Annotated in this window: 23 protein-coding genes; 7 read left to right on the plus strand and 16 right to left on the minus strand. The window is 71.6% G+C overall.

Features of this window, described 5'->3' with window-relative positions; translation table 11 throughout:
- Positions 1-7: 7 nt before the first annotated feature.
- Positions 8-334, plus strand: coding sequence for a hypothetical protein (locus AC1DW8_RS08200; protein WP_478093163.1), 327 nt, complete (start codon positions 8-10; stop codon positions 332-334).
- Here AC1DW8_RS08200 and AC1DW8_RS08205 read toward each other — a convergent pair.
- Both AC1DW8_RS08205 and AC1DW8_RS08210 read right to left on the minus strand, forming a co-directional pair.
- Entirely contained in the window at positions 307-888 is a 582-nt protein-coding gene (locus AC1DW8_RS08205) for a dihydrofolate reductase family protein (RefSeq protein WP_056823183.1), read from the minus strand. The genes AC1DW8_RS08200 and AC1DW8_RS08205 overlap by 28 nt on opposite strands.
- A 33-nt stretch (positions 889-921) precedes the next feature.
- Positions 922-2,022 carry a DNA glycosylase AlkZ-like family protein gene (locus AC1DW8_RS08210; protein ID WP_478093165.1) on the minus strand — a complete coding sequence of 367 codons (1,101 nt, stop codon included), beginning with the start codon at positions 2,020-2,022 and terminating at the stop codon, positions 922-924.
- An 86-nt stretch (positions 2,023-2,108) separates the two neighbouring features.
- On the opposite strand from AC1DW8_RS08210, the gene AC1DW8_RS08215 reads away from it, so the two are divergent.
- The gene (locus AC1DW8_RS08215) at positions 2,109-2,312 is read left to right on the plus strand and encodes a hypothetical protein (protein WP_056779426.1); all 204 of its coding nucleotides are present in this window, start codon (positions 2,109-2,111) and stop codon (positions 2,310-2,312) included.
- A gap of 23 nt (positions 2,313-2,335) precedes the next feature.
- Here the strand turns inward: AC1DW8_RS08215 and AC1DW8_RS08220 are convergent, their stop codons facing one another.
- From AC1DW8_RS08220 to AC1DW8_RS08240, 5 genes are all read right to left on the minus strand, one after another.
- On the minus strand, positions 2,336-3,115 hold the full coding sequence (locus AC1DW8_RS08220; protein ID WP_478093167.1) for a methyltransferase family protein: 780 nt from the start codon (positions 3,113-3,115) through the stop codon (positions 2,336-2,338).
- A 68-nt stretch (positions 3,116-3,183) separates the two neighbouring features.
- Positions 3,184-4,203, minus strand: coding sequence for an alpha/beta fold hydrolase (locus AC1DW8_RS08225; protein WP_478093169.1), 1,020 nt, complete (start codon positions 4,201-4,203; stop codon positions 3,184-3,186).
- A 45-nt stretch (positions 4,204-4,248) separates the two neighbouring features.
- Positions 4,249-4,710 (minus strand): DUF4440 domain-containing protein, encoded by a 462-nt coding sequence (locus AC1DW8_RS08230; protein ID WP_478093171.1) that lies wholly within the window; start codon positions 4,708-4,710, stop codon positions 4,249-4,251.
- A 93-nt stretch (positions 4,711-4,803) separates the two neighbouring features.
- On the minus strand, positions 4,804-5,313 hold the full coding sequence (locus tag AC1DW8_RS08235; protein WP_056779418.1) for a putative immunity protein: 510 nt from the start codon (positions 5,311-5,313) through the stop codon (positions 4,804-4,806).
- Between the two features lie 85 nt (positions 5,314-5,398).
- Complete coding sequence (locus AC1DW8_RS08240; RefSeq protein WP_056823174.1) at positions 5,399-6,031, minus strand: dihydrofolate reductase family protein; 633 nt, start codon at positions 6,029-6,031, stop codon at positions 5,399-5,401.
- 248 nt (positions 6,032-6,279) lie between these two features.
- Between AC1DW8_RS08240 and AC1DW8_RS08245 the strand changes: the two genes are divergently transcribed.
- From AC1DW8_RS08245 to AC1DW8_RS08260, 4 genes are all read left to right on the plus strand, one after another.
- Entirely contained in the window at positions 6,280-6,627 is a 348-nt protein-coding gene (locus AC1DW8_RS08245) for a YciI family protein (RefSeq protein WP_478093426.1), read from the plus strand.
- An 81-nt stretch (positions 6,628-6,708) separates the two neighbouring features.
- Entirely contained in the window at positions 6,709-7,392 is a 684-nt protein-coding gene (locus AC1DW8_RS08250; protein WP_478093174.1) for an MBL fold metallo-hydrolase, read from the plus strand.
- Between the two features lie 12 nt (positions 7,393-7,404).
- Positions 7,405-7,998, plus strand: a complete 594-nt coding sequence (locus AC1DW8_RS08255) for a YdeI/OmpD-associated family protein (protein WP_478093175.1) — start codon at positions 7,405-7,407, stop codon at positions 7,996-7,998.
- A 116-nt stretch (positions 7,999-8,114) separates the two neighbouring features.
- Positions 8,115-9,947 (plus strand): GMC family oxidoreductase, encoded by a 1,833-nt coding sequence (locus tag AC1DW8_RS08260; RefSeq protein WP_478093177.1) that lies wholly within the window; start codon positions 8,115-8,117, stop codon positions 9,945-9,947.
- 126 nt (positions 9,948-10,073) lie between these two features.
- Here the strand turns inward: AC1DW8_RS08260 and AC1DW8_RS08265 are convergent, their stop codons facing one another.
- The 9 genes from AC1DW8_RS08265 to AC1DW8_RS08305 form a co-directional block, all read right to left on the minus strand.
- Positions 10,074-10,607: a potassium channel family protein gene (locus AC1DW8_RS08265; RefSeq protein WP_056779403.1), complete on the minus strand. Its 534-nt coding sequence runs from the start codon at positions 10,605-10,607 to the stop codon at positions 10,074-10,076.
- Between the two features lie 49 nt (positions 10,608-10,656).
- A complete protein-coding gene (locus AC1DW8_RS08270; RefSeq protein WP_478093179.1) occupies positions 10,657-12,123 on the minus strand; it encodes a DUF2252 domain-containing protein in 1,467 nt (488 codons plus the stop codon).
- An 8-nt stretch (positions 12,124-12,131) separates the two neighbouring features.
- Positions 12,132-13,865, minus strand: a complete 1,734-nt coding sequence (locus tag AC1DW8_RS08275) for a SulP family inorganic anion transporter (protein ID WP_478093181.1) — start codon at positions 13,863-13,865, stop codon at positions 12,132-12,134.
- Positions 13,862-15,499 (minus strand): MFS transporter, encoded by a 1,638-nt coding sequence (locus AC1DW8_RS08280; RefSeq protein WP_478093183.1) that lies wholly within the window; start codon positions 15,497-15,499, stop codon positions 13,862-13,864. Before AC1DW8_RS08280 ends, AC1DW8_RS08275 begins: the two co-directional genes overlap by 4 nt.
- A 168-nt stretch (positions 15,500-15,667) precedes the next feature.
- Entirely contained in the window at positions 15,668-16,786 is a 1,119-nt protein-coding gene (locus AC1DW8_RS08285; RefSeq protein ID WP_478093186.1) for a VWA domain-containing protein, read from the minus strand.
- A gap of 1 nt (position 16,787) precedes the next feature.
- Positions 16,788-17,780 carry a VWA domain-containing protein gene (locus AC1DW8_RS08290; protein WP_478093187.1) on the minus strand — a complete coding sequence of 331 codons (993 nt, stop codon included), beginning with the start codon at positions 17,778-17,780 and terminating at the stop codon, positions 16,788-16,790.
- A gap of 10 nt (positions 17,781-17,790) precedes the next feature.
- The gene (locus tag AC1DW8_RS08295; protein ID WP_478093188.1) at positions 17,791-18,801 is read right to left on the minus strand and encodes a DUF58 domain-containing protein; all 1,011 of its coding nucleotides are present in this window, start codon (positions 18,799-18,801) and stop codon (positions 17,791-17,793) included.
- Positions 18,780-19,895, minus strand: coding sequence for an AAA family ATPase (locus AC1DW8_RS08300; protein WP_478093190.1), 1,116 nt, complete (start codon positions 19,893-19,895; stop codon positions 18,780-18,782). The genes AC1DW8_RS08295 and AC1DW8_RS08300 overlap by 22 nt, the downstream gene beginning before the upstream one ends.
- Before the next feature lie 180 nt (positions 19,896-20,075).
- Positions 20,076-21,005: a S1C family serine protease gene (locus AC1DW8_RS08305; RefSeq protein ID WP_478093192.1), complete on the minus strand. Its 930-nt coding sequence runs from the start codon at positions 21,003-21,005 to the stop codon at positions 20,076-20,078.
- A gap of 106 nt (positions 21,006-21,111) precedes the next feature.
- On the opposite strand from AC1DW8_RS08305, the gene AC1DW8_RS08310 reads away from it, so the two are divergent.
- Positions 21,112-22,008 (plus strand): CHAD domain-containing protein, encoded by an 897-nt coding sequence (locus tag AC1DW8_RS08310; protein ID WP_478093194.1) that lies wholly within the window; start codon positions 21,112-21,114, stop codon positions 22,006-22,008.
- The last annotated feature ends 11 nt before the right edge of the window (positions 22,009-22,019 follow it).

The raw sequence follows: 22,019 nt of genomic DNA on the forward strand, positions 1-22,019 counted from the left end.
TGCGGTCATGGCGACATCGCGCACGGGGAAGTGGTCGATCGCGTCGCGGGACTCGTTCCTGTCGATCGGGTCGACGGGGTCGGTGCTCTCGATCGGGAGCGTGGGGTCGGTGCTCTCGATCAGCAGCGTCGGGTCGTTCGCGTCGTTCCTGTCGGTCGGGTCGTCGATGAGCATGGCGTCGCTGCTGTCGAACATGTCGCGCCTGTCGGTGCTCTCGCACCAGAGCGACGGGTCGATCCTCTCGGCGCAGTCGCAGCGGGCGATGCGCGGCTACCGCGTCAGCGGGACCCTGGGTCGGCGGCGCGCCTACGAGACCGGGGAGGCAGGGCGGTAGACGAGCCAGAGGGCCCCGCCGGGCGTGGGAGTCGCGCTGACGAGGGTCAGGCGCTGCAGCTCGGGCAGGCCGTCGAAGAGGCGGCGGCCCTCGGGGTCGAGGACCGGCGCGACGGCGAGATGCAGCTCGTCGACCAGACCCTCGGCCAGGAGTGACTGCGCGAGCTGAATGCTGCCGTGGACGCCGATGTCGTTGCCGGGCAAGGCTTTCAGGTCGCGGACGATGTCGGCGAGCGGTCCCTGGACGGCTTCGGCCTCGCCCCACTGTGTGGTGAGCGGGGTGGAGGTGACGACGTATTTCGTGACGCCGTTGATGAAGTCGGCGAACGGCTGCTCGTCGGAGGTCGGCCAGTAGCGCGCCCACTCGTCATACATGTGGCGGCCGAGGAGCACGGCGTCCTGCTGCCCGATGAGCGCGGTCTCACGCTCGATGAGGACGTCGTCGAAGGTCGGCGGCTGCGGCTTGTCGGGGTCGACGTCGGGTGGGAAGCAGCGGGTGGGGTCGTCGACGGAGCCGTCGAGGGAGGTGATGACGTAGGCGACGATCCTGCGCACGGTGCTCTCCTGGAGGTCAGTGTGGTGCGGGGTCTAGGGCGCGGCGGGGCCGCTGAGGGTGAGTCCGAGCCACGTCGCGAGGTCGGCGATCTCGCGGTCGACGGCGGACCGGATGGCCTTGGTGAAGCGGACGTCCTCGTGGACGGCGTTGACGACGAGGGTGCCGGCCTTGCGATCGGCCTGGGCGTCGAGCTTCCCGACGAGGCGGTCGTGGTGGAGGATCGGCAGCGCGAAGTAGCCCCAGCGCCGTTGGTCCTTGGGCTTGTACATCTCGAGGATGTACTCGAACCCCCAGAGCTGCTCGGCGCGGACCCGGTCGTGGATGAGCCGGTCGAACGGGCTGAGCAGCGCGGTCCGGCCCGTGAAGCTGTCGGCGACGTCGAGGTATGCCGGGTCGACGCGCCACGTGCCCGGCACGCCGTCGACCTCGGCGGGCTCACCGGCGTCGCCGACGTAGTTGCCCTCGCCGGGCATGACGGTGCCGGTGGCGCGGGCGATCCCGAGGGCGGCGAGCCGGCGCTCGTTGCGGTGGTCGACGGCCTGCTCGAGCGTGAGCCTCGGCAGGTCGGGCGGGTAGACGCGCTTGGGGAGGTCGAAGTAGCGCTGGCGGCCCTTGCGTCCGGAGATGGCGACCTCGCCGCGCAGCGCCAGGGCCTCGAGCATCTTCGTGATGTTGCGGTTGTTCGTCCAGCCGGTCGAGGGCCAGGGGACGACGCTCGTGTCGGGGATGTCGCGGGAGAGGAGCGGACCGTCGGCCTCGAGCGTGGCGAGGATGTCGCGGCGGAAGGAGTCGTTGGCCTCGAGCCAGGTGGCCATGAAGGGGTAGGGCTCGGCCTCGCGCACCTCGGCGATGACGGCGGGGATGTCCGTCGGGCTGCGCACGTAGGCGACGGTCTCGACGAGGGTGCGGTCGTGCTCGACGGTCTTCGTCAGGTCGGCGGGGTCATAGGTGCGGCCGAGCCGGCTCCACAGGACGAGGTCGGCGCTCGGCGCGATGGCCGCGGTGGGGTCGATCTGGAGGAAGGTCAGGCGCTCGACGGTCTGCACGAGATCGGTCGGGCGCGGCAGGTCGAGCAGCTGCGCGTGCACCGCGATGCGACGTGCCTGCTCGACCGTGAGCCGGTGGACCACCATGCCCGAGACGCTAGCCGAGCGCGGGGACAGGGCGACGGATCTGCGGCCAGGCATCCGCGGGACACGTGCGCGACTACTGTGGCGGCATGGCAGGTCAGGTGCAGGCGCCCTTCTGGGCCAAGGTGATCGCGACGTTCACCGGGTGCGCGTCGATCGGGGCGCTCGCCGGGCTCATGGGCGGCGCGCTGACCCAGGACGTCGGCCGCGGGCTCGTCGTCGGCATCGTCGCCGGTCTGCTCGTCGCGCTGGCCCTCGTGCTCCTCAAGCCGGACCGCATCCGCGGCGAGTGACTGCTGCCTCGACCGCGAGGTGGTCAGGCCCGGTCGCGCCCTGACGGCGCCGCCACGTGCGCCGCACGCCCCAGCCGGAGGCCGGGCACGAGCGCCGGGACGCGGGCGGCATACGCGTCGTAGTCCGCCCCGAACGTGCGGCGGAGGTCGCGCTCCTCGAAGGCGATCCCGACGGCGATGTAGCCGGTCGCGGCGACGGCGAAGAGCAGGTGGGGCGCGCTCATCCGCGGGGTGGCCCAGAACGCGAGCACCATCCCGGTCATCAACGGATGCCGCACGATCGCGTGGAGCCCGCTGACCTGCAGCACCGCGGGTCCGTCGTCGGACAGGGTCGTCCGGGCGCCCCAGCCGGCCTGCCTGAGCCCGATCAGCTCGAGGTGGTCGACGGCGAAGGTCGCCGCGACCGCGAGGGCCCAGCCCGCCGCGCACAGCGACCAGAGGGCGTATGCCGCCATCCCCTCGACGTGCCAGACGACCTGGTCCCACGGTTGCCACAGCGCCAGCAGGAGGGCGAGGCAGACGTCGGTCGCGAGTACGTAGGTGGTGCGCTCGAGCTCGGCCGGGACCCGGCGCCGGAGCCAGGCCTTCGCCGGGCGGCGCGCCATCACCGAGTGCTGGAGGGCGAAGAGCAGCAGGAGGGCGAGGTCGACGGCGACGGCCCAACCGGTGCTCGTGCGTGCCGGGCCGTCGACGGTGCGGGGGAGCAGCGCGCCGGCGAGGAAGGCCATCGTCCACGCGGTGATGGCGACGAAGCCGCACCAGGCGGCGGCGGAGACGGCGAGGGGCACGATGCGTCGGGTCATCTCCTCATGCTGTCCACGGACAGTCAGCAGCACAGCCGTGGAACTACCCCACTTCTCGGGGTCTCTTTCTATGGGGTCCGGGCGACGTACCAGGCGGCCACCTGCGCGCGGGAGCTGAACCCGAGGCGCACGCGGATCCGCTCGAGGTGCGACTCGGCGGACCGTTCGGTGATGCCGAGCCGGTCGGCGATCTGGCGGTTCGTCAGGCCCTCCGCGACCAGTGCTGCGACCTCCGTCTGGCGCGTCGTCAGCCCGGTCGGCACGGCCCGGCGCAACGTCGGCAGGCCGAGGAAGTGCCGCACCTGCTCGACGACCGACTGCGCGTCGCCGATGGCGGGGAGGTGCGAGCGGCCCTCGAGCTCGACGAGCTCGGCGCCCGGGATCGCCTGTGCGAGAGTGCGTCCCCCGGCGATCGGTGCCGCCCGATCGCCGCGCCGGTGCAGCACGAGGGTCGGCGCGGCCACCTGCCTGAGGTCCGGGCTGACGTCGAGGTCGTAGGCGAGACGCAGCAGCGCGACCGCCGTCTCGGCCGAGGAGGCAGCGCGTTGGTAGCGAGCCAGCGTGCGCCTCGTGCCCGCGTCCGCGTCGGGGGCGAAGACGTCGGTGAGCAGGTCCGACCCGAGTCCCCAGTGGGTGGCGAGCAGGCCGAGCACGTGGTGCCGGCTGTCGTCGTCACCGATGGAGCTGCCGGTGGGCCACCCGCCGTAGAGCACGAGCCGCGACACGGTCTCGGGCCGCTCGGCGGCCCACTGCACGGCCGCCGCCGCGCCGAGCGACCAGCCCAGCAGGTCGAACCGCTCGGCGCCGACCGCGTCGGCCACGGCACCGATCGTCGCGACCTCGAGGTCCATGTTGCGGGGACCGTCGTAGGCGTCGGAGAGGCCGCAGCCGGGGCGGTCGTAGCGCACGAGCGTGCGTCCGGACGACAGCGCCTCGTGGAACATCCGCTCGGCCGGGATGGCCCACCCCATCTCGAGGTGGCTCAGCCAACCCGGGGCGACGACGAGGAACGGACCGCCGCCGGTGACGGCATACGCGACCCGCGTCCCGTCCGGCAGGGGCGCGGTCCCCAGGCGTTGCGCAGCCACGATCCCAGTGAACCGCAGCCGGGCGCCGGCTGGATCCGGGTGGTCTCAGCCGGCGTCGGTCGGCAGCGTCAGGCCCTCGCGCTCGTCGTCCCACGCGGCTGCGCTGATCCGCCACCCGTCGGCGGTGCGGACGAGCTGGATCGTCTTCATCCCGCGCCCGGTGAACGGCTCGCCCTCCTGCGTGCCCGCCTTGGCGTAGCTGCCGAACCAGTGCGCGATGTCGCCGAAGACCTCGACGCGCCCCGTGGCGGGCCACTCGCGGAAGTCGGTGAGCGAGCCGCCGGTCAGCAGCGCTTCCCGCGGTGCGATGAACTCCTCGACACCCATGACCGCGGGCTCCATCCCGCACGTGCGCACGATGACGGCCCGCGGGAGCAGCAGCCCGCGCAGCAGGTCCATCCGCTCGGCGCAGCCGGGCCCCGAGACGAACGCCCCGAAGAACGCGTCGACCATCCCCTGGATCGCGGCGTGGTCGGTGGTCTCGTCTGCCGTCAGGTCTGTCGTCACGGCCCACACGCTAGCCGCGCCACGTCGACCGATGGCGTATGCCGTGTGGCGTGGGCCCGTGGCCGCCTGGCCGGTGCTGGGGGCCTGGCATCGTCAGTCCTCGAAGACGCCCCAGCAGATGGCGTTCCGGCGGACCTGGTCGTCGAGGACGAGTGCGCAGACCCGGGCGTCGAGCTGGTCTCGCTGCCAGTCACGCTCGAGCCGTCCGGCGTCGACCTCGTGGGGGTGTGCAGCGCGAGCGGCCTTGATCGCGTACGCGGAGGCGCCCAGGTCGTGCTCGGCCACGTGGCCCACGCAGGCTGCCTGGCCGGCAGCGTATGCCGCAAACCGGGCGGCTCCCTGCAGCGGCCGGGCGGCTCCCATCGCAAGCCCACCGCGGGCTCGCGCATCCATCATCCTCATCTCGCCGCGGGCCCACGCCCGAGCCGCATCGATGGCGTCCCGAGGGCGAGTGTCCGACGACGCCTCCGCCTCGAAGAGATGCAGCACGTGCTCAGCGCACGTGGCGGCCCACAGCGACAGCAGCCGGTGATCCTCGTCGGTGAGCAGTCCGCCACGGCGGATCGTCACGAGGCGCGGGTCGCGCACCTTCGGCAGAATCATGCAGCCAGCCTGCCAGTGCCCGTTTGGACGCGTCACCCCCACCGATGGCGTATGCCGCGTGCCCGGGCCGGCGTGGGACGTGACCTCACGACGCCTTGCGGGTGAAGGTGAAGTGCGTGACACCGGTCGGGGAGGCGACGGTCTCGATGTCGAAGGCGTCCTCGACTCCCTCGAGACCGTCCCAGAGGCGGACGCCGCGGCCGAGCACGATCGGGACCTGGACGAGGTGCAGGTGGTCGACGAGCCCGGCGGCGAGGAAGTCGCGGACGACGGTGGCGCCGCCACCGATCCGGATGTCCTGGCCGTCGGCGGCCGCGCGGGCCGTCTCGAGCGCCTCGCCCGGGGTGGCCTCGAGGAAGTGGAAGACGTTGCCGCCCTCCATCTCGAGGGAGGGGCGGGCGTGGTGGGTGAGGACGAAGACGGGTGTGTGGAACGGCGGGTTGGGGCCCCACCACCCCTTCCAGTCCGGGTCGTCGTGCCAGCCGGGCGGGCCGAACTTGTTGGCGCCCATGATCTCCGCGCCGATGCCGGGGCCGTGGCGCTCGGCGTAGGCGTGGTCGACCCCGTCGGTGCCGTCCGGGTCCCAGTACTGGGTGCGCATCATCCACGTGTGGAGCTTCTGGCCGGCGTGCCCGAAGGGGGTCTCGAGCGACTGCGGCTCGCCGGTGGCGAACCCGTCGAGGGAGATCGAGAAGTTGTGGATCCGGGTGCGTGACATCGGTGTCCTCCGTGATGGTCCAGGCGCTCGCCGGTGGTCGCCGCGAGGCAGATGCTTGGCGACCGTGCCGACTCTAGTGCTGGGTGACGACACCGTCGGGGCATGGCGGAGCGGATCATTCTGGGCTTCCGAAGAATTCTCGAGACGTGTGTCGAGGACCTGCCCACCCGGTCGACGTACGAGTACGAAGGACACCACAGCAACCAGGAGGAGTGATCGACATGCCGCGTTTCATGGGGTTCGTGAGGATGGAAGAGGGGATCGGGACGCCGCCGCAGGCGCTCTTCGACGCGATGGACGTCCACATCGGCGAGCGGGCCGCCGCGGGCGTGTTCCTCGACGGTGGTGGGCTCTACGGGACGGAGGACGCCGTGAACTTCGTCGTCAGCCAGGGTGAGATCACCCAGCACGACGGACCGTACGCCGAGTCCAAGGAGGTCATCGGCGGATGGTCGATCCTGCAGTACGACAGCGTCGAGGAGGCCGTGGCCGACCAGCGGAAGTTCGCCGAGCTGCACGCCGAGCACTGGCCCGAGGTCACGGTGATCTCGACGCTGCGCCAGATCTCCACCGGCCCGGACGCGCCCGGCGACTGACGCAGGACGCATCGGCGAGCGACGGTGGCCGACTTCGGCACTTGGCCACCGTCGTCCGCCGCTCTGCCCCAGACTTGCGCCATGGGTGATCCACTGGACGAGAAGAGCGAGGCGTCGGAAGGCGGGCTCTCGACGGTGACGGTGACTCCCGTCCTCGTTGCCGAGCTGCTGGCCGACGGCGAGCGGATGCCGGTGTACGTGCACGTCATCGACCATCCCGACGCGCGCGTGCTGGTCGACACCGGCATGACGCAGCTGCACCCTGCGGTCGACGACATGGATCCTCGGCTGACTCCACTGAGCGAGCAGTCCGGCTTCGCCGTGGCCGGCATCGACGTCGTGGTCAACACCCATCTGCACTTCGACCACTGCGGTGGCAACCACCTCTTCGCCGGCAAGCCGGTGTATGTCCAGAGGGCGGAGCTGGATGACGCGCGGGCCCAGGACGACTACACGATCCGCGAGTGGGTCGAGGCGCCGGGAGTGCACTACGAGACCGTCGACGGCACGCTCGAGCTGCTGCCCGGCATCCAGCTCGTGTCGGCCCCCGGCCACACGCGAGGCTCGCAGGTCGTGGTCGTCCGCACGGGCGGTCGCTCCGTCGTCATCGCCGGTGACACGGCGGTCTTCTTCGACGAGCTCGACCATCCGCGCACCGAGGGCCAGCGGCTGATCCGGGCACTCGCCCCCGACGAGGGCTGGCTCTCGCACCAGCACGAGCCCTGGCGCCCAGCGGCAGCCGGCCACCCCGTCGGCGGCCGATGACAGGATGGCCGTATGTCCGACGAGCAGGCGCCGGAGGAGCTGGCCGGTGAGCCGGTGATCTCGTTCGCCACGCTCTCCGACTGCGAGGCCTGGTTTGACGAGCACCACCTCGACCGCCGCGGCTTCTGGCTCAAGATCGGCAAGGCGGGGGCGGCCGAGACGGTCACCTACGCCGAGGCGCTCGACGTCGCCCTCTGTCACGGCTGGATCGACGGGCAGAAGCGGGGCTACGACGAGACCTACTGGTTGCAGAGGTTCACCCCGCGAGGACCGCGGAGCAAGTGGTCGCAGATCAACCGGGACAAGGCCGAGGCGCTGATCACGGCCGGCCGCATGCGCCCGGCAGGGCAGGCAAAGGTCGACGCGGCGAAGGCGGACGGCCGGTGGGCGGCAGCGTATGCCGGTCAGAAGAGCGCGACCGTACCCGACGACCTGGCCGCCGCGCTCGCTGCCGACCCGGAGGCCAAGGCGTTCTTCGAGACACTCACGGGCGCCAACCGCTACGCGATCCTCTACCGCATCGGCGACGCCAAGAAGCCGGAGACCCGGGCCGCGCGCATCGCGACGTTCGTCGAGATGTGCCGTCACCACGAGACCCTCCACTGACTGGCTGACCGACGTCGCCGCTGGGACGCCGGCTCCCTTGTCTCCCCTCCCGGAGTGTGGTTGCGTGGCGAGACCGTCCCCGCCGCTCGGCGAGGCACCACGACGAGGTGGTAACGATGGGCTCGACGTACGACTACGTGATCGTGGGGGCGGGATCGGCGGGCGCCGTGGTCGCTGCCCGGCTGAGCGAGGACCCGGCTGTCACGGTGTGCCTGCTCGAGGCCGGCGGCCCGCCCCCGCCCGCTGAGCTCGTGCCGGCGGCGGTCGCGAGCCTGCAGAACGACCCCGCGACCGACTGGATGTACAACGGCGACCCCGGTGGAGTCGGAAGGGGCCTCGTCGGGGGCCAGATGATGGTGCCGCGGGGAAAGATGCTCGGCGGCTCCTCCGGCCTCAACTACATGGCATACGTGCGAGGTCACCCCGGCGACTTCGACTCGTGGGCCGCGGGCGGCGCGGAGGGCTGGTCCTACGACGAGGTCCTGCCGTACTTCCGCAAGGCCGAGGGCTTCGTGCACAGTCCCGAGCTGCACTCCGACCTCGACGTGCACGGCCACCACGGACCGCTGGGTGTGTCGGTACGCCAGCCGATCCTCCGCGCCTCGAACCAGTTCGTCGAGGCCGCGGGCGCCACGGGCCTGAAGCAAGGTGACTACAACGGTCGCGACCGCCTCGAACCCCAGGGGGTGGCCTCGCTCTTCCAGACGACGACGAAGGACGGCCGGCGCAGCTCGACCTTCCACGCCTACCTCGAACCCGCGATGGACCGCGAGAACCTCACCGTGGTCACCGGCGCGCTCGTCGAGCGGATCCTCATCGAGGCGGACGGGGACGGGGCCCGCGCCACCGGGGTCGCCTACCGCACCGGGGACGGCACCCTCGAGGAGGTGGCCGCGGGCGCCGAGGTGGTGCTGTGCGCGGGCGCCATCGGGTCGCCGCACCTCCTGCTCCTCTCGGGGGTCGGAGCCCGCGACGAGCTCGCCACCGTCGGGGTGGACTGCCTCGTCGACCTCCCGGACGTGGGGCGTCACCTCAAGGACCACCTCCACACGCCCTTGATGTTCGCCGCCGACGGCATCGGCGAGACGATGACCGAGGTCGCCATGTCCCTCGGCCCGGACGCGCTCCGGGCGCCGGCTGGTCCGCTCCCGGCCGACCCGGCCGACGATGTCGACCTCCCCGAGCCCCTGGCCGCTGCCAAGGCCGAAGCCGAGCGCCGCATCGGCGAGTGGTTCACGACCGGCCGCGGCATCGCGTCATCCTCGCTCTACGACGCCGTCGCGTTCTTCTCGACCGGGCTGGGCGACGAGCACACCCATGATGCGCAGATCGGCTTCCTCGCGACCGGGTACACACCGGCGATCTGGGAGGGCGTCTTCCGACTCCCGCCGTCCGCGTTCTTCGAGGACCCGGAGTCCTTCCTCGACCCGACGCACGGCCAGGTGGTCGTGCTGCCGAATCCGGTGCAACCCCACTCCGAGGGTTCGGTGACGCTGGCCAGCGCCGACCCAGCGGTCCCACCGCGCATCGCGTTCAACTACTTCGGCGACCCGCACGACGTGTTGGTCATGGTCGCCGTGATGCGCCGGGCCCTCGAGATCGCGAAGGCGTGGCCCGGCGGCGGCCTCGGTGAGCCGGTCATCCCGCCGCACCTGGCGCGGGCCCACGGCCACGAGGTCGGATCCGAACCGAGCGACGCGTTGCTGGAGGACCTGGCCCGCCACTACGCGCTGACCGTCTACCACGCGACGTCGACCTGCCGGATCGGTGAGGTCGTCGACCCGCGGCTGCGGGTGCACGGCATCGGGGCCCTGCGTGTCGCCGATGCGAGCGTGATGCCGAACGTCGTCAGCGGCAACACCAACGCCGCGGCCATCATGATCGGCGAGAAGGCCGCCGAGCTGATCGCCACGGACCACGGCGTCCACCTCCACGAGCTGGTCGGCTGACGGCCCGGCCGGCTCGACGGAGCCACGGACGATCCCGATCCATCGCAGCCCAACTCCTACGGGGTGATCGCTGGTCGATCGACCCGGCAGGGGGACTGGGTCGTGGTCTCCGCCGTGATCGGGCGGTCAGCTCTCGTGGTCCTCGCGCCGCCGCTTCATCCCGAGTCGCGTTGCTCCGGTGATGACCCGCGCCACGAGGCCCAGGAAGACGAGACCGAGCAGCATCTGCAGCGTTGCCACGAGGCGCGCGGTCTGCGACACGGGTGAGATGTCCCCGTAACCGACGGTCGCGAACGTCGTCACCGTGTAGTAGAGGGCATCGAGCCGTGTCATCGGCTGCGTGTAGCTGCCGGGATCGACGTTGTCGATGACGTAGTGCGAGCTGGCGAAAACGATGAGGAACAGCGGACCCGTCGTCGCGAGGGCTTCCACCGTCCGGAGCAGGGGAAACGGCGAACGAACGATTCCGCGGGTCTGGAAGGCGAGCGTCACGACGACGACGACCAACCCGGAGACGAAGATCGTGATCGACCGCGCGTCCGACGACCCTGTGAGCGGGATGCGGAAGTAGACGACGACGGCCACGACCAGCGACAGGGTGACCCGGAGCAGCGCCACGACGACCACTCGACGCGGGGGCGCGATCAGGATGGCCGTCACCGGTGGCGCGGGGTCTTCAGCGTGCTGCGGCGAGGATCCGACCATCACCTCAGACCCCTTCACGCGCTTCGATCCGGCCCGAGCTGATGGCGTCCAGAAAGGCCTCGTAGTCGTGGTCGTTCTGGACGGCGTAGTGTTCCGCGAACTCGGCGACTGCCTTCTCGAACCGCCGCTTGCGGCCGAGGTAGGCCGCGATGGCGACGGGGTCGCCCGTCCTCGCGTGTGCGCGGGCCAGCGTCCAGCCGCAGATCTGCGCGTAGAAGGTCATGCCGGCCGGGATCATCGCCTCGACGACCGCCGCCCCCTTCATGTCTCTGAGCTGGCGCCAGTAGTAGAAGCGGTCCGTCTCGATGCCCGCGGACCAGCCGAGGAAGATGTCTGACGCCGACTGGAGCAGGCGTTGGCCCTCGACGACGCGCTGGCCCGAGTCGGCGTACGCGCTGGTGGGCAGGTGCGCCTCGAGGACGGACCGGGTCGCCTCCTTCACCTGGAGGAACAGGGGGTCCCTCTCGTCGCGACCCTCCAGCAGCGCCACGAAGGCCCTGGTCCCCACGGAGCCGACGCCGACGACCTTGCGGGCGACGTCGACGATCGTGTACCGGTCGAGCAGGCGCCGCTGGCTGTCGCTCAGCGTCACGCTGTAGCGCGCGAAGAACTGCCTGATGATGTCCTCGACGTCGGCGGCGTCCAGCTCGTAGTACTTCTCGAGCTCGCGGCGCGGGATGAGCACGGGTGGTTGGCTGACGATGCGCTGCCTTCCGTCGACGACCTCGGTGAGCTTGGCCAGCGCCTGCAGGTTGGTCCGGCGGTGTGCCTTCCGCAGCAGGGCCTCCCCTGACTTGATCGACGCGCCCGCGTGTTTGGCCGCGGCGTGCTGGTGGCCCTTGCTGTCCTTGTCCAGGGCCACCAGGCTCCGGCGGGCCTGCTTCATCCCTGCTCGCAGCTCGGCTTCGGACAGGCGGGCATACCAGACGTCCAGCGTGTCCTGCTGTGCGAACTCCGCCATCGCCTCCCGGTAGGACCTGCCCACGGTCAGGCAGATCTCGCGGACGTCCGAGGGCTCGAACTGGTTGTGGCGCGCCGCGATGACGAAGCTGGCGGCCAACCGCCAGACGTCGAACTCGAACGGGCCGGGCAGCGTCTCGTCGAAGTCATTGAGGTCGAAGAGCAGCTGCCGTTCCGGCGATGCGTAGACCCCGAAGTTCGAGAGGTGGGCGTCGCCACACAGCTGCACATCGAGCCTCGCGGTCCGCCTGGTGGCCAGGTCGGCGGCCATGATCGCGGCCGAGCCGCGGTAGAAGGTGAACGCGGACACCATCATCCGGCCGTGCCGGACCGGAACGAGGTCTGGCTCTCGGGTCGCGTTCTGGGCCTCGAGCAGGCCCACCGGGTCGAGCCGTCCCGGCGGTGGTTGCCAGCCGGCCTGCGCCTCGAGCGGCACGCGGTGCCGCGCCTGCCTGCCGAGGGCCCGTCGCTCGGCGGCGCTCAGGTGCGATGGGGTCCCTGTAACGGTCATGACAACTCCTACGTCTCGGCTGGTCGAGCGCCGGGGCCGGGCTTCGGCGACGACGAGCGGAACGCAACGACGGCATCCGCGACGGTCGGGTAGATCTGGTCGACGGAGAGCATCTGCAGGACGCCGAGCTTCTCGAGGGTCGTGCGGAGGTCCGGGTCGACGGCGGCCAGCGCCACCGTCGCTCCTCGGTTGTGGACGAACGTCACGAGCTGGTGCAGCGCCGCCCCTGCCGAGTAGTCGATGTCAGGGATCGACGAGCAGTCGAGCACGAGCCACCGCACCGGGTCCGGCGTCGCCGTGATGAGCTGCTGGACCCCGTCGGAGAACTGGTTGGCGTTGGCGTAGAAGAGGTCGGCGTCGTAGCGGAAGACGAGCAGCCCCGGCGCACTCTGCATGCCCTGCTGCGCTCGGGCGTAGGTCGGCTCGCCCTCGGCGTCGATGCCCATGACGAACCGGTGCGGTCGGTACTGGCGCCGCACCATCTCCACGATGGAGAGCACCACCGCCAGGACGATGCCCTGCTCCACGCCAACGGCGAACACGACGACCGCCGTGAGGACCGCGATGTAGAACTCGCTGGGGCGGGCCTGCCAGACCCGACGCAGCCCGGCGATGTCGATGAGGTCGACGCCGATGAGGAACACGATCGCCCCGAGCACCGGCTTGGGCAGGTTCGTCAGGGCGCTGGTGAAGAACAGCACGATGACGAGCACCACCAGCGCCATGGTGGCGTTGGCCACCTGGGTCTTGCCCTTCTGCTCGTCGAGGATCTGTGTCTTGGTGGGGCTGCCGTTGACCACGAAGGTGCCGCTCAGGCCTGCGGCGAGGTTGGCCCCGCTCAGGCCGACGATGTCCCGGTTGATGTCGACCCGCTGGCCGTGGCGGGTGGCGAAGCTGCGCGAGGTCGCGGCGCTCTGGGCGATGATGAGGACGAAGCAGGAGAAGGCCACGCCCAGCAGCTGCGGCACATCGGACCAGCCGACTCCCCCGGGGAGTCCGATCGGCGGGAACCCGCCCTGCATCGGCCCGACGATCGCCACCCCGTGTGACGAGACCTGCAGGGTGGAGGCCAGGATGATCGACAGGATGACCGCGACGATCGCGCCCGGGACCTTCGGCACGAAGCGCTTGAAGCCGAGGATGATGGCGAGCGTCCCCAGGGCGAAGGCCAGGGTGGGCAGGTTGGTGTCGCCCAGACGGGTCAGCATCGACCACTGCTGCTCGAACCAGTTGCCCTTTCCCTTGGGGATCCCGAGCATGTCGGGCAGCTGGCCGGTCAAGACCTGGATGCCCACGCCGGTGAGGAAGCCGATCAGCACCGAGGCGGACAGGAAGTCACCGAGGAACCCCAGCCGCAGCAGTCGGGCGAGCAGGAGCAGGACGCCGCACATGAGCGCGGTCAACGAGGCCATGGCGAGCCACTGCGGCGAGTTCGGCGTGAGCCCGGCGATCCCGAGGGCGGCGAGGCCGCCGGCCAGGATTGCTGCGGTGGCGGAGTCGGCCCCGACGACGAGGAGCCGGGACGAGCCGAGCAGCGCGAAGACGAGGGCCGGGAAGAGAACCGTGTAGAGACCGGTGATCACCGGCACCTGGGCGATCGAGGTGTAGCCCATGGTCTCGGGGATGGCCACCGCCGCGAGGGTGAGCCCCGCGATGATGTCCGCCCTCAGCCACGATCGTTGGTAGCCACGCAGCGACTCCGGAGCCAGCCGGGACGCGCTGGTGGGCCGATCCGTACTCATGTGCGGCTTCCCTCCTTGGTCGGCCGGGCGTCCTCTGCGCGATACCGCGCCAGCAGCTCCAGCTCTCCCTGGTGCTTCGGGAACAGGGTGAACACGATGACGGCACCCCCGAGGATCGCGATGATGCCCGCCGTATAGGCCCAGTCGGCGCCCGACAGGAACGACTCCCGGGCCCCGGCGATGATCTGCGCCGAGTACTGCGGATACTGCCCGGCCACGGCGTCGGCGCCGGCAAACGACTTCGTGAGCTCGTTCTGCACACTGCTGGTGATCTCGTCGCCGTTCGGGGCGGCGGCGATGCTGGCACTGACGGCGGCGGCATACCCCGCGGTGAGCAGTGCCCCGAAGACGGACTGCATGATCGCACCGCCGAGGTCACGTTGCAGGTCGGCGGTGCCCGAAGCCATTCCGGCCCGCTGCACCGGGACGGAGCCGGTGAGCGAGTGCGACGCCGGCGTGCCGGCGAACCCGACGCCGATCCCGATGAAGGCGTAGGCGAGGGCGATCTGCCAGTAGGAGCTTCGTTCGGACCAGAAGCCGAGCATCCAGGCGAACGCGAGGAACAGGAACACGTAGCCGGCGAGCAGCGTGAACCGGGATCCGCGTGACTCGATCAGCTTCGCGGAGCGTGGCGCGACGAGGACCATGAAGACCACGGCCGGCAGGAAGGCCGCACCGGCCTCGAAGGTGGAGTAGCCGAGGACGTTCTGGAGGTACTGCTGGCTGACGAAGGCGGATGCCATCAGCGAGCCGAAGACGATGATCCCCCCGCACGCCGCCACCCAGAAGACACGGCGCCCAGCGATGTGGAGGTCATAGAGCGGCACGGAGGCCCGCCGCTGTCGCACGACGAACGCGACCAGCGCGGCGGCCGCGACGACCGCGAGGCCGAGTGCCAGCGTGCCCTTGCCGGGGACGGGAGCGAAGTTGATCGCGAGGATCAGCGCGCCGACGAGGACGACGGACAGAACGCCGCCGAGGTTGTCCACCGGATCGGTGGTCTCGTTCACGTGAGCCGGCACGAGCATCACGGCCATGACGAGCGCGATCGCGGCCAACGGAAGCGTGACGAGGAAGACCGACCCCCACCAGAAGCGCTCGAGCAGGAAGCCGGCGACCAGCGGTCCCAGAGCCGCGATGCCGCCACCGATCGCAGACCACAAGGCGATCGATCGGGTCCGGGCGGGGCCGGCCCACAGCGCGGCGATCAGCGCGAGGGTCGTCGGGTAGGCCATCCCTGCGGACACGCCGCCGAGCACCCGCCCCAGGAACAGCAGGACGTCGGAGGGGGCGTAGGCCGCCAGAAGGCAGGCCGGCACGGAGAGCGCCATGCCGAGGATGAGCAGCAGCTTGCGGCCGTAGCGGTCGCCGATCGCTCCGAGGTAGAGCACCGACCCGGCGAGCCCGAGGGAGTACCCGACGGCGATGAGGTCGAGCGTCGTCTGGGAGGAGCTGAAGGCGCGGCCGATCGACGGCAGCGCGACGTTGGCGACCGACAGGTTGAGATTCGCGACCGCTGCGACCGTGATCAGGGCGAGCAGGACGAGCGCCGCGCGCTTGGGCTGGGTCGATGCCTCCGCGCCGGTCTCGCCGGTCGCGCCGGTCGCGCCGGTCGTCGGTGGCCCGTCAGCCATGACGTTCGCCCCTCCTGACGGGCGACATCTCGGGCATCTGCGCCGGTGCAGCTGTCATCGTCAACCCCTCCCGCTCGAGAGCACCGGTCACCATGGTCGGCCTGGTCGGGGCGGGCGCGCATCACCCCGATGGGGTGGGTCTGCAGCTCGCCTCGCGGCTTGAGCAGCTCAGCTGGTTGAGCGGCGGATCGAGATGCCCAGACCCGCGAGGAGGAGCGCTGCCGCGAGCAGACCGGCTGCCGCGCTGAGGTCGATGTCCTGCTCGCTGACCGTGACGTGCTTGGGGAGGTCGGCCAGGACCTTGGTCAGGCCGTCGGCGTCGGTCGCGGCGAAGTACTCGCCACCCGTCGTCTGGGCGACTCCCTTCAGGGCACCTTCGTCGACCACGAGGAAGTTGCGACCACCCAACGTCCCGCCGCCCGGACCGCCGAAGTCGCGCGCCCGAGGCTGGAAGCCGCCGTACTGGTCGCGCGTGCACGCCATCTGCGTCGGGTTCGTCGTGCCGAAGCCGATCGGATAGACCCGCACTCCCCGCGCCGCGGCCTGCTCCGCGGCCTGCGCCGGCGTCACGCCGCGCGTGTTCGCTCCGTCCGTCAGCAGCACGATGATCTCCGGCGCCACGTCCACGGGCACTCCACCGCCGGTCCCACCTGCGCCACCCGTAGGCGTGGGCGCAGGAGTCGGGTCAGCCAGGCCCGGCCCGTCCGTCGACGGCTCGTCCACTGCATCCGCCGGCGCCACGTTCGGGTCCAGCTCGGCGATCGCGTCGATCGACCGCAGGATCGCCGCACCGATCGTCGTCCCGCGCCCCGTCGTCACCGCGTCGATCGCCGACAGCAGCTCGCCCCGGTCCGCGGTCGGCGCCACCGCCAGCTGCGCGAACCCCGAGAAGACGACGAGCCCGACCTTCGTCTCGTCGTCCTGCCCCTCGACGAACGACCGCACCGCCGCCTGCGCCGCGCTCAGCCGGTTCGGGGACACGTCCGTCGCGCACATCGACCCCGACACATCCAGGGCCAGGATGATCGTCGCGCTCGACGTCGGCACCTCGGCCCGCACCGTCGGCCGCGCGCTCGCCAGCCCCAGCAGCCCGAGAGCCCCGAGCACCAGGGCGATGGGCACGTGTCGCTTCCACGACGCCGACCCGGCCCCCGCAGCCCGCAGCAGCGCGACGTTGGAGTAGCGCACCGCCTGCCTCCGCCGACGCCGCAGCTGCCACACGTAGACCCCGAGCAGCACCGGCACGAAGGCCAGCGTCACGAGCAGCAGCGGTACTCCGAACGACACGTCAGATCACCCGCCCCCGCCGCAGCACCGACACCGTCGCCCCGCCGAGCAGCAGCAGCGCAGCGAACGCCGCCACCCACGACGTCACCTCGTGCGGCACCGTCCGCGTCGTCCACTGCAGCTCGATCGCGTCATACACGGAAGCCAACGACGCAGCATCCGACGCCCGGCGGTACGTCCCGCCGGTCATCTCCGCCACCGCCTGCAGCGACGACTCGTCGAGCGCCGTCGCGATGCTGAAGCCGTCGACCTTGATCGTCGTCCCCGCCGGCGTCCCCAACCCGATCGGCTCGATCCGCACCCCCGCCGCCGAGGCGAGCTCGGCCGCGCCGGAAGGCCCGTCGTCTGTCGTGTCCTCGCCGTCGGTGAGCAGCACGATGGCCGTCCCACCGTGGTAGCCGATCGGCGTCTCCTCGTCCGTGCCCTTCTCCGCATCGCCGGGCGCCTTGACCGGCTTGCCGACGATCGCGCTCAGCCCGCCGAGGATCCCGTCGCTCAGCGACGTGTCGCCGGCCGGCTTGAGCCGCGCCACCGCCGCCAGCACGGCCGCCCGGTCCAGCGTCGGTCGCTGCGTCACGAGCCCCGTCCCGCCGAACGCCACCACGGCGATCCGCACGGACGCCGGCTGCTTCTCCACGAACGCCCGCGCCGCCGCCTTCGCCGCCTCGAGCCGCGACGGCTTCACGTCGGTCGCCGCCATGCTGTTCGACACGTCGAACGCGAGCACGACCGTGCCCTCGCGGTGCGGCTCCGCGACCGACGCCACCGGCCGGGTCAGAGACAGCACCATGACGGCCAGGGCCGCGATGAGCAGCGCCGGACCCAGGTGCCGCCACCGGGACCGGCCCGGAGCCGGCATGACGAGCCCGTCCGCTGCCAGCGCCGCCCGCCGTGTCTCCTGCGCGCGCAGCACCCGCCGGTAGCCGGCGACGAGCACCGGTACGACGAGCAGCCCCGTCAGCGCCCACGGCCACGTCAGCGACAGCTCGCTCATCGCAGCCACCTCATCGCCGTCGCCTCCGCCGCAGCTCGGAGATCCGCAGCAGCGACCGCACGAGGTCGTCGTCGGTCCGCACCGGGTAGAGGTCGACGCCGGCCGTGCGCGCCCGCGCCTCGAGGTCGGCCTGCCGCGACTCCGCGGCCGCCGCGAGCCGGGCCCGGAAAGCGACGTCGCTCGTGTCGACGAAGATCTGCTCGCCCGTCTCCGCGTCCTCGACGTAGACCCCGCCCGCGTCGGGCAGCTCGCTCTCGCGCGGGTCGACGACCTGGATCGCGACCACCTCGTGCCGTCGCGCCAGCCGCGACAGCGGCCCCTCCCACCCGTCCGCCGAGATGAAGTCCGACACGACGAGTACGAGCGACCGCCGCCGCGCGATGCCGTATGCCGCCGCGAGCAGCACCCCGAGGTCCGTGACCGTCCCCGAGGGGGCTGGGACTCCAGCCTGCTCCGAGCGACCCAGCACCCGGCGTACGCCACGACGGAGGCTCGACGCTCCGCCCTCCTGGTTCATGGCCTCTCGACGGTTGAGGAGGGGGGTGCGGGCCTCGCGGCGGTCGAGCAGCGTCTTCGCGATCCGCAGCACCTGGTTGCGGCCCGACGCCGGCGGGATGACGAGGTCGACCCCGGTGTCCATGACGATGGCGCCGACCCGGCTCCCGCCGCGGGTCAGCACGTGGGCGAGGGTCGTCGCCACCTCGGCGAGCACGAGGTCCTTCTGCCGGTCGACCGGCCCGAAGCCCATCGACGCCGAGTGGTCGAGCAGCAGCCACGCCGTCAGCTCGCGGTCCTCGACGAACTCGCGCACGTAGGGCTCGTCGAGCCGCGCCGTGACGTTCCACTCGATGTGCCGCAGGTCGTCGCCCGGCACGTACTCCCGCAGGTCGGTGAAGTCGAGACCGGCACCGCGGAAGAGCGTCCGGTAGTCGCCCTGGAGTCGCCCGTCGAGCCGCCGCACCACCCTCCACTCGAGGCGCCGCAGCAGGCTCTCGGCGCTCAGCGTGGTGGTCGCGCCCATGTCGCGTCCCCACCGGAGCCGCCGGCACCCCCATCAGGCCGAGCCCCGAAAGCGCCTGCCACAGAAGCCGATCCGGCCGCCCGCTCGCGCAACGGAGCCGTCGGCACCGGGACGGCCGCGAGGAGCGGCGTCAGCAGGTCGTCGGGTGAGAGGTCCTCGGCCAGCGCCTCGTAGGACAGCACGATCCGGTGCCGCAGCACGTCCCGCGCGAGGTCGCGCACGTCGTCGGGCAGCGCGTAGTCGCGTCCCCGGAGGAAGGCCAGCGCCCGCGCCGCCAGCACGAGGTTGATCGACGCGCGCGGGCTCGCGCCGTACGTCAGCAGCCGGGCCAGGTCGTCCCGGCCCACGCTCGCCGGCTCACGGGTCGCGGTGGCCAGCCGGACGGCGTACTCGATGACCGCGGGGTCGACGTAGACCGCGTCCGCCTCGCGCTGGAAGCCGCGCAGCATCTCCGGGTCGAGCACCGTGACGGTCGCGACCGCCGCCGAGATCTGCCGCTCGACGACGACGAACTCCTCGGCGGCAGAGGGATATCCGATGAGCACCTTGAGCATGAAGCGGTCGACCTGAGCCTCAGGCAGCGCATACGTCCCCTCGGACTCGATGGGGTTCTGCGTCGCCATCACGAGGAACGGGTCCGGCGCCGGGAAGGTCTCGCGCCCGATCGTCACCTGCCGCTCCTGCATGACCTCGAGCAGCGCGCTCTGCACCTTCGCCGGCGCGCGGTTGATCTCGTCGGCCAGCACGAGGTTGGCGAAGACGGGCCCGAGCGAGACCTGGAACTCGCCGTCCTTCTGGTTGTAGATCCGCGTCCCGACGAGGTCGGCCGGCACGAGGTCGGGAGTGAACTGGATGCGCTGGAACTCCCCGCCGATGGCCTGCGCGAGCGTCTTGATCGCCATCGTCTTGGCCAGCCCCGGCACGCCCTCGACGAGCAGGTGCCCCCGCGCGAGCAGGGCGACGAGCATCCGCTCGACGAGCACGTCCTGCCCGACGATCGTCCGTTTCACCTCGTAGAGCGCCTGCTCGAGCGCGTGTCGAGCGTGTTGACCAGTGGGTGCCTGTCCGTCCATGCCGTCCTCCTGCTCGTTCACGCTGCTGGGTCACGCTGCTGGGTCACGCTGCTGGGTCACGCTGCTGGGTCACGCTGCTGGGTCACGCTGCTGGGTCACGCTGCTGGGTCACGCTGCTGGGTCACGCTGCTGGGTCACGCTGCTGGGTCACGCTCGTCGATGGCGTATGCCGGGTGCTCGCCTCCCCGCGGAGGCTCGGTCTCAGCGGGGCGGGCTGCCCGCGGCACCCCCAGCCGTCGCGATCGGCACCGCGAAGCCGATGCCGACGAAGAGGCTCTGGTCGGTCGGGTTCGCCAGCCCCGTGACGATCCCGACGACCTGCCCGGCCTTGTTGAGCAGCGGTCCGCCCGAGTTGCCCGGGTTGACCGCCGCGTCGATCTGGATGAGGTGCTCGAGCTTGCGGTCGCCCTCGACGCGCACCGTCCGGTCGAGTGCCGACACGACGCCCGCCGACAGCGAGTCGGTGAGGCCGAGCGGGTGGCCGACGGCGAAGACCGGCGCCCCGACCGCCACCCCGCCGCCGAGCACGGCGGGCACGACGGTCTCGGGGAGCTTCGAGGGCGTGAGCGTCGCGATGTCGCTCTCCGGCTTCTCGGTCGCGACCTTCGCCGGCGAGGTCGTGCCGTCGGCGAAGGTGACGGTGATGTTCGTCGACCCGTCGACGACGTGCAGCGCGGTGAGCACCGTGCCGTCCTCGTTGACGACGACCCCCGCGCCACTGCCCTCCTGCTGCTCGCCGGCCACGGTGTCGCGGGTCTGGATGAGCACGAGCGACGGTGCGATCGCCGCGTGCGCGACCGACCCGTCGGCGGGCGCGGCAGCGTCTGCCTCGGCCTGCTTCTCGATGCCGCGCTGGACGCTCGTGTCGACGTCGCGCTGCGTGAGGACGGGCGGTCCCGGAGGTCGCGTCACGGCATACGTGCTGACGAGCGCGACGATGACGACGAGCGCGACGAGGCCCCACCACACGCGGCGCGGCACCCGGGCCAGCCGGGTGCGAAGGCGCGTCCACCGGCTCGGCGGGGGAGGCTCGGGCTCCGGGTCGGGCGCACGACCGGGCACACCGAGGAGGAGCCTGACGCCTGGGGCGACGGCGGTGTCGATCGCGGGAGGAGCGGTGACCCGTGCCACCTTTTCGACTGTACGTTTCCTGGGACCCGAGCGGCAGGGGCTGTCGAGTCTTCACAGGATCCGGCGAAGCGGGGACGTCCACGGTGCTGAGGGGTAGACAATGCGTATGCCGTCCGCCGCGTCCCTGCTGAGCGAGCACCTCCGCGAGCAGCGGGAGGCCCTCGCGACCGCCGAGGCCGCCGTGCGCGCAGGGGAGCCCGAGGGGGTCCACGACCTCCGGGTCGCGATGCGTCGGATCCGCAGCGCCCTCGCCAGCTTCCACGCGCTCGTCGACCCGGCCGTCACCGAGCCGCTCCGCGACGAGCTGCGCTGGGCGGCCGGTCGCCTCGGTGAGGCGCGCGACGCCGAGGTCGTCCAGGACCTCGTCGACACGCTCCTCGACGACATCGGCCCCGCCGGCCTCACCGGCCTCGATGAGGCCGTGACCGGTCTCCGGGCCCGGCTGCACCTCGACGCCACCGCCGCCACCGAGGTCATCGACGAGACCCTCGGGTCGCGTCGGTATGCCGCCGCGATCGCCCTGCTCGACAGCGTCGTCAGGCACCCGCCCTTCACGGACGACGGCGAGCGCGGCGCGAAGAAGGTCGTGCGCACCGTGCTGCGCAAGGAGGGCAGGCGAGTGCGCGAACGGGCGGACCTCGCCGAGGCCGCCCTCGCCACGGGTGACCCCGAGCTGCGGTCCGCCTGCCTCCACGACGTGCGCAAGGCCGCCAAGCGGCTGCGCTACGCCGCCGAGGCCGTGGCGCCGGTGACCGGGTCCACGGTCGGCCTGGTGGCCGAGCGCGCCGCCGACGTGCAGGGCCTCCTCGGCGACCACCACGACGCCGTCGTCACCCGGGCGACGCTGCGGCACCTGGCCATCGACGAGGACGCGGGCGTCGCGGCGGCCTTCCTCCTCGGCCACCTCGACGCCGACGAGCAGCGCGCCGCGGACCATATCGAGCGCCGCGGCGGCAAGGCCCTGCGTCGCCTCGACCGCGCCATCGAGCAGGCCATCGCCTAGGACATCGGCCA

It is taken from the genome of Terrabacter sp. P2_E3, assembly GCF_056403915.1.